General features: G+C 63.1%; 14 protein-coding genes and 1 pseudogene. 7 read left to right on the top strand and 8 right to left on the bottom strand.

Annotated features, from left to right (window positions below):
* Together ENZ75_RS09460 and ENZ75_RS09455 are read right to left on the bottom strand one after the other, a co-directional pair.
* Nucleotides 1–784 (bottom strand): annotated as a pseudogene (locus tag ENZ75_RS09460) (DNA polymerase IV); the annotation flags it as partial.
* Nucleotides 785–905: 121 nt separating this feature from the next.
* Nucleotides 906–1,322 carry a helix-turn-helix domain-containing protein gene (locus ENZ75_RS09455; RefSeq protein ID WP_024501648.1) on the bottom strand — a complete coding sequence of 139 codons (417 nt, stop codon included), beginning with the start codon at nt 1,320–1,322 and terminating at the stop codon, nt 906–908.
* Nucleotides 1,323–1,425: 103 nt separating this feature from the next.
* On the opposite strand from ENZ75_RS09455, the gene ENZ75_RS09450 reads away from it, so the two are divergent.
* Complete coding sequence (locus ENZ75_RS09450) at nt 1,426–2,025, top strand: dihydrofolate reductase family protein (protein ID WP_013530731.1); 600 nt, start codon at nt 1,426–1,428, stop codon at nt 2,023–2,025.
* Between the two features lie 24 nt (nt 2,026–2,049).
* Here ENZ75_RS09450 and ENZ75_RS09445 read toward each other — a convergent pair whose 3' ends face one another.
* From ENZ75_RS09445 to ada, 4 genes are all read right to left on the bottom strand, one after another.
* Nucleotides 2,050–2,793, bottom strand: coding sequence for a 2OG-Fe(II) oxygenase (locus ENZ75_RS09445; protein ID WP_063168578.1), 744 nt, complete (start codon nt 2,791–2,793; stop codon nt 2,050–2,052).
* Nucleotides 2,790–3,344, bottom strand: a complete 555-nt coding sequence (locus ENZ75_RS09440) for a methylated-DNA--[protein]-cysteine S-methyltransferase (RefSeq protein ID WP_063168577.1) — start codon at nt 3,342–3,344, stop codon at nt 2,790–2,792. Before ENZ75_RS09440 ends, ENZ75_RS09445 begins: the two co-directional genes overlap by 4 nt.
* A gap of 150 nt (nt 3,345–3,494) precedes the next feature.
* A complete protein-coding gene (locus tag ENZ75_RS09435; protein ID WP_013530734.1) occupies nt 3,495–3,722 on the bottom strand; it encodes a hypothetical protein in 228 nt (75 codons plus the stop codon).
* Between the two features lie 12 nt (nt 3,723–3,734).
* Entirely contained in the window at nt 3,735–4,847 is a 1,113-nt protein-coding gene (gene ada, locus ENZ75_RS09430; RefSeq protein WP_063170284.1) for a bifunctional DNA-binding transcriptional regulator/O6-methylguanine-DNA methyltransferase Ada, read from the bottom strand.
* A 130-nt stretch (nt 4,848–4,977) separates the two neighbouring features.
* On the opposite strand from ada, the gene ENZ75_RS09425 reads away from it, so the two are divergent.
* Together ENZ75_RS09425 and ENZ75_RS09420 are read left to right on the top strand one after the other, a co-directional pair.
* Nucleotides 4,978–5,274 (top strand): type II toxin-antitoxin system HigB family toxin, encoded by a 297-nt coding sequence (locus ENZ75_RS09425; RefSeq protein WP_063170283.1) that lies wholly within the window; start codon nt 4,978–4,980, stop codon nt 5,272–5,274.
* Nucleotides 5,274–5,672, top strand: a complete 399-nt coding sequence (locus tag ENZ75_RS09420; protein ID WP_024501642.1) for a type II toxin-antitoxin system HigA family antitoxin — start codon at nt 5,274–5,276, stop codon at nt 5,670–5,672. The genes ENZ75_RS09425 and ENZ75_RS09420 overlap by 1 nt, the downstream gene beginning before the upstream one ends.
* Before the next feature lie 15 nt (nt 5,673–5,687).
* On the opposite strand, the gene ENZ75_RS09415 is transcribed toward ENZ75_RS09420, so the two are convergent.
* Complete coding sequence (locus ENZ75_RS09415) at nt 5,688–6,380, bottom strand: helix-turn-helix domain-containing protein (protein ID WP_024501641.1); 693 nt, start codon at nt 6,378–6,380, stop codon at nt 5,688–5,690.
* A gap of 176 nt (nt 6,381–6,556) precedes the next feature.
* On the opposite strand from ENZ75_RS09415, the gene ENZ75_RS09410 reads away from it, so the two are divergent.
* Nucleotides 6,557–6,883, top strand: coding sequence for a DUF1330 domain-containing protein (locus ENZ75_RS09410; RefSeq protein ID WP_013530739.1), 327 nt, complete (start codon nt 6,557–6,559; stop codon nt 6,881–6,883).
* A 121-nt stretch (nt 6,884–7,004) separates the two neighbouring features.
* Nucleotides 7,005–7,535 (top strand): hypothetical protein, encoded by a 531-nt coding sequence (locus ENZ75_RS09405; RefSeq protein WP_181172688.1) that lies wholly within the window; start codon nt 7,005–7,007, stop codon nt 7,533–7,535.
* 60 nt (nt 7,536–7,595) lie between these two features.
* Here ENZ75_RS09405 and ENZ75_RS09400 read toward each other — a convergent pair whose 3' ends face one another.
* A complete protein-coding gene (locus tag ENZ75_RS09400) occupies nt 7,596–8,045 on the bottom strand; it encodes an ester cyclase (RefSeq protein ID WP_063170282.1) in 450 nt (149 codons plus the stop codon).
* A 261-nt stretch (nt 8,046–8,306) separates the two neighbouring features.
* On the opposite strand from ENZ75_RS09400, the gene ENZ75_RS09395 reads away from it, so the two are divergent.
* Together ENZ75_RS09395 and ENZ75_RS09390 are read left to right on the top strand one after the other, a co-directional pair.
* On the top strand, nt 8,307–8,402 hold the full coding sequence (locus tag ENZ75_RS09395; RefSeq protein ID WP_164745933.1) for a putative RiPP precursor: 96 nt from the start codon (nt 8,307–8,309) through the stop codon (nt 8,400–8,402).
* Between the two features lie 137 nt (nt 8,403–8,539).
* The coding region (locus ENZ75_RS09390; RefSeq protein ID WP_128278048.1) for a diguanylate cyclase at nt 8,540–10,263 on the top strand (1,724 nt) is incomplete at its 3' end.

Below are 10,263 nucleotides of genomic sequence, written 5' to 3'. Positions count from 1 at the left end.
GTGTCGGCACGATGACCCGTGCCATAGCCGGCTTCTGGCCAAGCGCCGATTGGGCGCCGGCCGAATGCGCGCGGCGCTTCGTCTCCAGCTTTCGCGGGTCGCGGTTCCAGGACAGGGCGGCGAGCTTTTCGCCGGCGGCGGGACCGAGCAGGCGCGTCAGCGCGCCGCCATGCGTCCTGGCCAGTTGACCGATGGTCTCGACGCCGATCTCGGCCAGCCGCGCCCTGGTCGCCGGGCCGACGCCCCACATCAGTCCAACCGGCAGATCATGCAGGAAGGCGAGTTCGGTGCCGGGTTCGACGACCACCAGCCCGTCGGGTTTGGCGACCTGCGAGGCGATCTTGGCCAGATGCTTGGTGCGCGCCACGCCGATCGAGATCGGCAGGCCGAGTTCGGCCCGTACGCGGCGGCGGATGGTTGTCGCGATCTCCTGCGGCGAGCCGAACAGATGCGTGCAGCCGGCGACGTCGGCAAACGCCTCGTCGATGGAAATGCGCTCGACCACAGGCGTAAAATCGTCGAGCACCTTGATCGCCGCATCGCCCAGCCGCTGGTAATGGCTGAAATTGCCGCCGACGAAGATCAAATGCGGGCAGAGTTCGCGCGCCTTGCGCCCCGGCATGCCGCCACGCACGCCGAAGGCGCGCGCCTCATAGGAAGCGGCGAGCACGACGCCGCCGCCCACCGCGATCGGCTTGCCGCGCAGCGGCGGATCGAGCAACTGCTCGACAGAGGCGTAGAAAGCGTCGAGATCGGCATGCAGGATGGTGGCTGGCGTTTCCATCGACCGCACATCCGCAGTTGCTGATAGAATAGAACAAATAAAGAACAAAGATGGATGGTTGTCAAGCGAAGAGCGATTGGGTGCGGCAACAGCCATGCCGGTTCGGCTTGAACGCAACCGCCTAGACACTATGCTCCGTTCGCAGCGCCGCTTTCATCTTTTCCAGCGCTGCTTCGCCGCCTGCCGCCAACTGGTTGGCAATCCTGGCCAATCTCTCGTCGGCCTTGCGGTGCCTGCTGCCCCAGGCGCCGAGCGTCGCCAGCACCGGCAATAGGTCGATGCCTGCTTCGGTCAGCCGGTAGACCGTTCTCAAGCCATGCGTCGGGTCGTCGCTTCTGGTGAGGATGCCTTCGTCCTGAAGCGTTTGCAGTCGCTCGGCCAGCGTGCGCGAGGAGATGCCTTCGTCGGATTGCAGGAATTCGCGAAAGTGCTTTTTCCCGGCGAAGACCATGTCGCGGATGATGAGCAGCGTCCAGCGGTCGCCGATGAGTTCGAGCGACAGGTTGATCGGGCAGTCGGATTTTTCGCGCGTCGCCATCTATGGTTCCATTTCTAAATCACTTTACTATTGACATCGTTTTGGCCTTGCGTCAACAGTTCCAAATGTAAACTGTTTTGCGATAGCCGTGAGGAGAATGACGGTGAAAAAGCTGGTCCTGCAGATGCAGATGTCGGTCGACGGCTTTGTCGGCGCCACCGAGGACCATTCCTGGCAGCTCTGGGAGTGGGGTGACGAGAGCGCCTGGGACGATGAGCTGAAGCAGGACTTCAACGCTGTCTTCACAGGCGTCGATACCATCCTGCTCAGCCGCAAGATGGCGCAGGAGGGCTATCTCACCCATTGGGGCAATGCCGCCAAGAAGTTTCCGCACGATCCGTTCTACGCCTTTGCGCAACGCATCGTCGACGCCCGCAAGGTGGTGCTCAGTGATAAGCTCAAGCAATCGGCCGGGGAGCCGGCCTGGGAGCGCACGAGCGTGGCCAGCGGCGACCTGCCGCGCGAAGTCAATGCGCTGAAAGCGGGCGAGGGCGGCGACATGGCCGTGTTCGGCGGCGCCGGTTTCGCGTCGGCGCTGATTGCGGCCGGGCTGGTCGACGAGTTTCAGCTTTTCATCAACCCGGCGGTGCTGGGTGCGGGCCGCCGGATTTTTGATCAGGGCGGTTTTAGAAACCTGCGGCTGCTCGGCTCGAAGACCTATGACTGTGGCATGGTGGTCAGTCGCTATGCACCGGCGGGGTGAGGGGGACCTCCATCTTCTCCCTGCTCACTTCGCATCGTGAAAAATAATCCCGACCGTGTGGCGCATGCCTGAGCGCAGCCGGCTGACGCCATGACGCAGGTTGACGCGGTAATTGCCTTTGGTGCCCTGCACCGGCCGGTTGTGGACGGCAAAGACAACGGCGTCGCCCTGGCGCAGCGGCACCACCTCGACCCGGCTCTGCATGCGCGGCCGCTGCTCGGTCAGCGCGAACTCACCGCCGGTGAAATCCTGGCCCGGCTCGGAGAGCAGGATCGCCACCTGCAGCGGAAAGGCGAGGTCGCCATAGAGATCCTGGTGCAGGCAGTTGAAGTCGCCAGGCACATATTGCAGCAGCAGCGGCGTCGGCCGCGTCTGGCCGGCGGCATGACACTGATCGAGAAACGCGGCATGCGTCGCGGGATAACGCATAGCCTGCCCCATCCGCTCGTTCCACCGATTGGCGACCTCGGCCAGCCTGGGATAGAGCGCGCTGCGCAGGCCGCCGAGCAGGTCCGGCAAGGGATAGCGGAAATAGCGGTACTCACCCTTGCCGAAGCCGTGCCTGGCCATATGGATGTGGCTGCGGAAATGCTCTTCTTTGGGATAGAGGCCGGCGATCTCCCGGCATTCTTCGGGCGAGAGCAATTTCTCGATCACCGCGCAGCCGAAACCGTCGAGTTCGGCGGCAAGGGCGGGCCAGTCGTAACCCGCGACACGCGTCCGAGCAGCTTCAACCGCCGATGCGGCAACCCTGGCATGGGCATTCATATCGTAGCCTCCTTGTCGATCAGAGCGCGCTTGCGCTCGACGCCCCAGCGGTAGCCCGACAGCGTGCCGTCGGCGCGGACAACACGGTGGCAGGGAATGCCCAGCGCAATCGCGTTGGCCGCACAGGCCGTCGCCACGGCACGGGCGCCGTCCGGCTGGCCGAGGCGCTGGGCCAGCGCGGCGTAGGTGATGGTGGCGCCGCACGGGATGCCTCGGAGCGCCTCCCACACGCGCTGCTGGAATGGCGTGCCGCGGCGCAGGTCGAGCGGCAGGTCGAGGCCGACGCCAGGCATTTCGATGAAGCGCGCGATTGCCGCGAGATCGTCGCGCAAGGTGGCCCCGTCTTCGACCAGTAGCTTGCCCGGGAAGCGATGGCCAAGATCCCGCTCCAGTGTGTCGGCGTCCGAGCCGATCAGGATGGCGCAGACGCCGATAGCGCTGCGTGCCGCCAGGATTTTACCGATCGGGGATTCGCCGATGGCGTAGGTTATGATATCGAGGGCGGCGAGCTTGGTGACCGTCGCCGGAATATTGGTTTGTACGAGGTTCATTGCCTTCACTCCTTTGTCTGTGCCTGAACCCTAGCCACGTGCTGATTGGCGCTCACTCCGATGCTTGCTTTCAAATTCGAATCTCCAAGGCAGGTGCTCTACGGCGCCGTAGAGCGCTGATTTGGATCATTGGCACTTCGCCTGAGGACGTCATGCGACACGGGTGACGGAAATTTCGCCCAGCACGAACACTTCGCCTGATGACAGGCGCAACTCAACCTCGCCGGTTGCGGTGCGGCTCCATTCGGCTTTGCCATCATCGACCATCTGGCCGATGGCGGTCATCACCCATGATTTCGCGTCAGGGGCGCGGCGGCTGCCGGCAGCTTGGGTCTGGATGTTCGCATCGGTGGTGGGAGACCTTGCCATCGCGCGCATTGCCGGTCCTCGTCAGGCCCGTACCGACCGGTTGGCATTGTCGGACGCTGCCTCGCGGTCGAGCAGCGCGCGCTTGCGCTCCGCGCCCCAGGCGTAGCCGGAAAGTGCGCCGTCCTTGCGGATGACGCGGTGGCAGGGAATGGCGACGGCAAGATTGTTGGCGGCGCAGGCGGCGGCGATGGCGCGGGCCGCCTTAGGTGCGCCTATGCGATGCGCGATCTCGGCATAGGAAACCGTTTGGCCGGCGGGGATGGCGCGCAAGGCCTGCCAGACGCGCTGCTGGAACGCCGTGCCGCGGACGTCGAGCGGCAGGTCGAGGCCGAGCGCCGGAGCCTCGACGAAACCGACGACGCGGGCGACCAGCGCCTCGTAGTCGCGGTCGCCACCGATCAGCCGTGCCCTGGGGAAACGGTCCTGCAGGTCGCGCACCAGCGCGTCGGGATCGTCGCCGAGCAGGATCGAGGCGACGCCCTTTTGGCTGGACGCGACCAGGATGGTGCCGAGCGAGGTCTCGCCAACGGCGAAGCGGATCTCTTCATGGGAGCCGCCGGCGCGATAGCGCGTCGGCGTCATGCCGAGCATACCAATGGATTTCTCATAGAAACGCCCGCTCGAATTGAAACCGGCATCGTAGATCGCAGCCGTCACGCTGGTGCCGTCTTCCAGGCCCTGGCGGACCCTGGCGGCGCGGTGTGCGGCGGCATAGTCCTTCGGCGTCAATCCGGTGACCGCCTTGAAGATGCGGTGGAAATAACCGGCGCTGCGGCCGGCGGCATCAGCCAATTCAGCGAGCGAGGGTTCTTCCTCGCTCTGCTCGATCCTGCGGCAGGCAGCGGCGACCATCGCCGCGTTGCCGGCCTCGAGCGACGGGCCATGTGGATCGCAGCGCCGGCACGGGCGAAAACCGGTCGCCCTGGCCTGGTCCAGCGTGTCGTGCAACTGCACATTTTTCGGATTGGCGCGCCGAGACGGACAGGAAGGCCGGCAATAGACGCCCGTCGTCGCCACCGAATACCAGAATGCGCCGTCAGCGGATTTGTCGCGCGCGACGATGCGCGCCCAGCGCGGATCGTCGGTGATTTGCAGCGGCGCGGACTTCAGATTCTTGGCCAGGGTGATGAACATGACCGCATTGAAGCCACCACAAGCCGGCCCCGCCACCCGTTTCCTGACAAGTGCCTGGAGAACCTCACTTGCCTTTCCCAATTTGGGAAAATCCTCTTGTTCCCAATTTGGGAATTTGCTATATCAGGTCATGCAGATAATTGCCAAGAAGGCGCTGAAGGATTTTTGGGCAAAACACAATCAGGCCGAAGCTCCTTTGACGGCTTGGTATGTGGCTGTCGGGAATGCTGATTGGAAGACCCCGGCTGACGTCAAGTATGCGTTTGGAGCGACAGTTGATTTCGTAGGTGACAATCGCATCATTTTCGACATTAGCGGCAACAAGTATCGTTTGATTGTCCACGTCGCCTACAAGTTTCACCGCGTTCTGATCAAATTCGTCGGCACGCACAAAGAGTATGACAAGATTGATCCGGAGAAGGTGTGATGGAAAACATTCGACCCATTAAGACCGAAGCCGATTACGATTGGGCGATCGCCGAAATCACTAAATATTTCGAAAATGAGCCGGAGGTCGGCTCTCTCGATGGTGACCGGTTCGACGTTCTCGCAACCCTGATCGAGGCTTATGAGGATAAGCACTACCCGATTGAAGCACCGGATCCCGTTGAAGCCATTCATTCGCACATGGAACTGTTCAACCTGTCGCGGAAGGCGCTGGCCGAGGTGATCGGATCATCACCCCGGGCGACCGAGGTGTTGAACAAAAAGCGCGCACTCACCCTGGATATGGTCTTCAAACTGAACAAGGAATGGAAAATTCCCGCCGAAGTCCTCGTGCAACCCTATCACCTTGCAAATGACAGGGGCCGCAGGCGCGCCTAACATGCACCGATTCTCCTAAGCCGCGCGTTTGGGCTCCACCGCGAACGGGCTGAGGCCGAGCCAGGTCTGCATCTTCCTGCCGATGGCCTGGTCGCCGGTCAGGGCAACCCTGGCGCCGGCCTTCTCGACGGTCAGCACTCCCATCCAGATCGCCGTCATCGTGTGCAGGTCGGTCGAGACGTAGAGATCGACATCGAAGCCCGGATCGTACCAGCACAGATCGACCTCACCGTGCTTCTCGACGATCAGCCACCACGACCGTTTGGACGCCGGGAGATCCTGATACAGGAATTGTATCACCGTGCGCCCTTCAGGCAGCGGCGAGGGGTTTAGATTGCGCCGCATGTCCCACATCAGCAACGACGGATCGAGGTTCTTCAGCGACAGCCGGGATTCGACCCATTTCTGCCCCCAGAAGCCCATTGCCTCGACGACAGGACGCAAATCCCGGCCGGCTTCCGTCAGCCGATATTCGAAGATGCCTTTTTCGCCCGGCACTTCCTTGCGCTCGACGATCCCGGCGATCTCAAGTTCCTTCAGCCGTTGCGACAGAAGGGTCGGCGACATTTTGGGGACGCCGCGGCGAAGATCATTGAAGCGGGTCGAGCCGGCCACCAGTTCACGCATCAGCACCATGGTCCAGCGGGTGCACAGCACCTCAGCGGCCATCGATAGCGGACAGAATTGTTTGTATCCGTGCTGGCTCATGATTGGTGCCTCTCCCTCAAACCTGACCGAATATTAGGCCTTCATGAATGAAGCGGCCAGTACGGAAACTGTACTGCCCCGGTACAGATCGCGGACTGGTTGGCGAGGGTCCTGCCATGCGAGCCTTTTGGCCGGTTGCACGGGATACGCCTGTGCACCGCAACCAGGAGACCACCATGACCGCCTACGTTATCGCAGACATCAAGATAAACGACCCGCAGTGGGTGCCGGCTTACGCCGCCTCGGTGCACGATCTCGTCCACAAGCATGGCGGCAGATATCTGTCGCGCAGCGGCAATGTGAAAACGCTTGAAGGCAAGCCGCTCGATACCACGCTGATCGCGCTGATGGCGTTCCCGTCGGAAGCGGCGGCGCGCGCCTTCACCACCGATCCTGCCTACGCGCCCTTCGTCTCGGCCCGTCAGGACGGCAGCGACAGCCGTTTCCAGATGATCGACAACACCGATCTGGCCGGAACGATCCCGTATCTGCCGAAGGGATGATCCTTTTCGGTAGCCGTTACATCAATTTCGGGATCTCCAAGCAACAACAGCCACAGCGCTTGCCTGCCGGGCCTCCGTATTTTCGGCGGCCGGCCAGCTGTGCTTTTTCAAGAAGAATGGAATGAAGATGATATCAAACTTTCGCAGCGGACTTCTTATGGCGGGGACCATGCTGGCAATCTGCACCACCCTCGCGCAGGCGCATCAGGAGCCGGCTGAAGCTGCCTCCGGCCCGCTGGCCGACAAGGTGCGGGCTGTCAACAGCCGGTTTGTCGACGTCAAGGCAGCGGTATCAGAGGGCTATGCGCCTATTCCTTGTGCCAGCGGCATCACCGGCGGCGCCATGGGCATCCACTATGTCAACGGCCAGTATCTGAAGGACGACAAGATCGACATCGCCCGTCCCGAAGCTGTGATGTACGAGCCGATGGCCGATGGCACGCTGAAGCTGGTGGCGGTCGAGTACATCACTTCGAAAGGACCGGCATCGTTGGACGGCCAGCTGTTCAATTTCAACAGCGCCCCCAACCGCTATGGCCTGGGTGAATTCTACGAGCTGCATGTCTGGGCCTGGAAAGGGAACCCGACAGGCACGTTCGCCGACATGAATCCGAAAGTGTCATGCGAGCACGCAATGGCGCCGAGCCAATAAGCAATGAGGCCAGGCGGCATTGACGCCGCCTGGCCCGAACGATCGTTTTGCCTGATCGCCTCAGGCGGTCTTGATCAGACCGAGCTGGGTGAGGGCGGTGACGCCGTCATCGAGGCCGATTTCCTCGACGATCCTGCCGTCAACCACCTTCAGCACCGTGGTGCCGGTGAAGCGCATGGTGCGGCCGGTGGCGGCCGGCAGCGAACCGACGAGGAAGTCGCCGAAGGCTGGGCCGGTATGCGTGCCGCCGCCCTCCCACTGGCCGACGACATAGTCGCCCTCGGCAATCAGGTCGGCGGTGGCCCAGAAGTTGAGGTCCGGGAAGGCGGCGCGGAAGTCGGCCATGAAGGCCTTGATGTCGTCGCGGCCGCGGCGCGGCTCGTGCAGCGAATATTTCAGCAGCATGTCGGGTGCCGCGATCTCGTCGACGACCGACAGATCGCAACGTTCACCCCAGAAGTGGGTGAACCATCTGACGACGACGGCCTTGTTGTCTTCTTGCTTGGTCATTGGAAGGTCCTTGTTGTTGTCGTGCATGGGATCATCGGCGCCGCCGATGATCCAGGGGTCACCGGCTTGCGCCGCTGACCTGGGCAGCAGTAGGACGATCCGCCAGACACAAAACTCCGGTTCCTGCCGGCCAATCGAAAAGGCGGGTTCGGCGCCGGGCAGGGCCGCCTGGGCCGGAACCCGTTCCGCTGAGCCCAAGCATGGCTGCCCCGCCTCAGCTAGACCCTGGAAATCGGATGGCCACGGGAGAAGGCGATGGCAATGAAGAAGACCTATGAAAAGCCGAGGCTCGAGAAGCGCGAAAGACTGTCCGGCGTGACGGCGGGCAATGTCGTGTCGTCGACCTGGGGAAATTGACGGCTGCCTGGAGTAGTTCGGTACGGCCTTGATGAACAGGGGCTCCCAATCAGACGTCGACACTCCGCCCGCGCGGTAACTGTTTCTTCTCTGGTTTTGCCGCAGATTGCGCCGCGGTGGAGCAGGCGAAGCAGACGATGGCGCGTCAGGGTAAGAAAAGTCGCAATGGAACGTTCTGGGCAAAAGCCCTGGAGCGCGCGCATCTTGGCGTCTGGGACTGGGATCTTGTGACCGGCGACTGCTTTTATTCCGCGACCTGGGCGCGGATGCTAGGCTACGATGAGAGCGAATTGGCCAACACCAGCGACCTTTGGCTGCAACTGACCCATCCCGACGACCGCGAGCGGGCGCTGGCCAGCGGCGACCGCCACATTGCCGGCCTGACCGACGCCATCGAGACCGAATTGCGGCTGAAGCACAAGCAGGGACATTGGGTATGGGTGCTCGATCGCGGCGGCGTCGTCGAGCGCGACGCGATGGGAAAGCCGCTCAGGCTGATGGGTGTGCAGACCGACATCTCCAAGCAGAAGGCCGCCGAGGCCGAACTCGAGCAGGTCAATGTGCGGTTTCGCCTGGCGCTCGCCGCCAGCGGCACCGGCATCTGGCACCACGACCTCGCGGGCGGCAAAAGTTATTGGGACCAACGCACCAGGGAGATTTTCGGGCTCGTCTCCGACACCGCCGAAGTCGAGCGCGACCACTGGTTCGGCTATCTGCATCCGGACGACAAGGAGGCCGCGTCGCGCGCGCATCTGGTGCCGCTCGAAACGGACAAGGTCACCGCCGTGCAATACCGCATCGTGCGGCGCGACGGAGAGGTCCGGCACATAGAATCCCTGCTGCGTTTCATCGCCGACCCGCAAATCCGGGACCGCCGGCTGGCGGGGCAGATCCTGGGCACGGTGCGCGATATCACCGAAGACAAGCAGCGCGAGCAGGAGCTTGCCTATGCGGCCCGCCATGACGCGCTCACCGGTCTCTTGAACCGCGCCGCGTTCGACCGGCTGCTGGCCGATCATATCGCGGCCGCGCAGTTGCTGCCGCTTTCCGTGTTCTATGTCGATCTCGACTACTTCAAGGCGCTCAACGATTTTGCCGGCCACGCGGCCGGCGACCTGGCACTGAAAAGCGTTGCGCAAGGCATTCTGGGCTGCCTTCCCGCGACGGCGCATGCCGCGCGCCTGGGCGGTGACGAGTTCGCGCTGCTGATGCCCAATTGCGATGCGGCGCAGGCCGGGCGGCTGGCCGACGCGGTACTTGCCGCGGTTCGCGATGCCGAACTTGGATCGACGGCCACGTCGCGCAAGCTGGCGGCCTCGATCGGTATCGCTTTCGTCGATGACGCCGACACGACGGTGGCCGACGCGCTGGCCTGTGCCGACGACGCCTGCTATGCGGCCAAGGCCGCCGGGCGAAACCGATTTGCCGTCTTCTCCACCGATACGGCATCGGGTTCGGGTGGCCTCAACGCGGCGCGCATCGTCGCCGATACCGTCGATGCCATGGAAGACGGCAGGCTGAAGCTGTTTGGCCAGGAAATCCATCTTCTGGGCCGTCCCTGGCAGGAAAGCCGTCATGTCGAAGTCTTGGCCAGGCTCGCCGCACGCAACGGCCGGCTGGTGCCACCCGGCGAGTTCATTCCGGTGGCCGAGCGGTTCGGCATCGCGTCGCGGCTCGACCGCTGGATCATCCGCACCGCGCTGTCGCGGCATGGTGCCGCCTTGCGTTCGGGGGCGCTGACGCTTGGCTTCAATCTGTCGGCGCAGACGCTGAGCGATCCGCAGCTTTGGGACTTCGTCGACAGCGTCATAGAAGAAACCGGGGCGCCGCATTCGGGCATCGGCTTCGAGATCACCGAAAC

Source organism: Mesorhizobium sp. M7A.F.Ca.CA.002.04.1.1 (genome assembly GCF_004022805.1).
Lineage (GTDB): Bacteria > Pseudomonadota > Alphaproteobacteria > Rhizobiales > Rhizobiaceae > Mesorhizobium > Mesorhizobium ciceri.
Note: the sequence above shows the minus strand (reverse complement) of the source record. Positions and strands in the feature narration are given on the sequence as shown.

Coding starts and splice junctions, on each gene's coding strand:
- ENZ75_RS09455 (WP_024501648.1), bottom strand. CDS start 1,322: ATGGCGACGCGCGAAAAATCCGACTGCCCGATCAACCTGTCGCTCGAA.
- ENZ75_RS09445 (WP_063168578.1), bottom strand. CDS start 2,793: ATGAATGCCCATGCCAGGGTTGCCGCATCGGCGGTTGAAGCTGCTCGG.
- ENZ75_RS09440 (WP_063168577.1), bottom strand. CDS start 3,344: ATGAACCTCGTACAAACCAATATTCCGGCGACGGTCACCAAGCTCGCC.
- ENZ75_RS09435 (WP_013530734.1), bottom strand. CDS start 3,722: ATGCGCGCGATGGCAAGGTCTCCCACCACCGATGCGAACATCCAGACC.
- ada (WP_063170284.1), bottom strand. CDS start 4,847: ATGTTCATCACCCTGGCCAAGAATCTGAAGTCCGCGCCGCTGCAAATC.
- ENZ75_RS09425 (WP_063170283.1), top strand. CDS start 4,978: ATGCAGATAATTGCCAAGAAGGCGCTGAAGGATTTTTGGGCAAAACAC.
- ENZ75_RS09420 (WP_024501642.1), top strand. CDS start 5,274: ATGGAAAACATTCGACCCATTAAGACCGAAGCCGATTACGATTGGGCG.
- ENZ75_RS09415 (WP_024501641.1), bottom strand. CDS start 6,380: ATGAGCCAGCACGGATACAAACAATTCTGTCCGCTATCGATGGCCGCT.
- ENZ75_RS09410 (WP_013530739.1), top strand. CDS start 6,557: ATGACCGCCTACGTTATCGCAGACATCAAGATAAACGACCCGCAGTGG.
- ENZ75_RS09405 (WP_181172688.1), top strand. CDS start 7,005: ATGAAGATGATATCAAACTTTCGCAGCGGACTTCTTATGGCGGGGACC.
- ENZ75_RS09400 (WP_063170282.1), bottom strand. CDS start 8,045: ATGACCAAGCAAGAAGACAACAAGGCCGTCGTCGTCAGATGGTTCACC.
- ENZ75_RS09395 (WP_164745933.1), top strand. CDS start 8,307: ATGAAGAAGACCTATGAAAAGCCGAGGCTCGAGAAGCGCGAAAGACTG.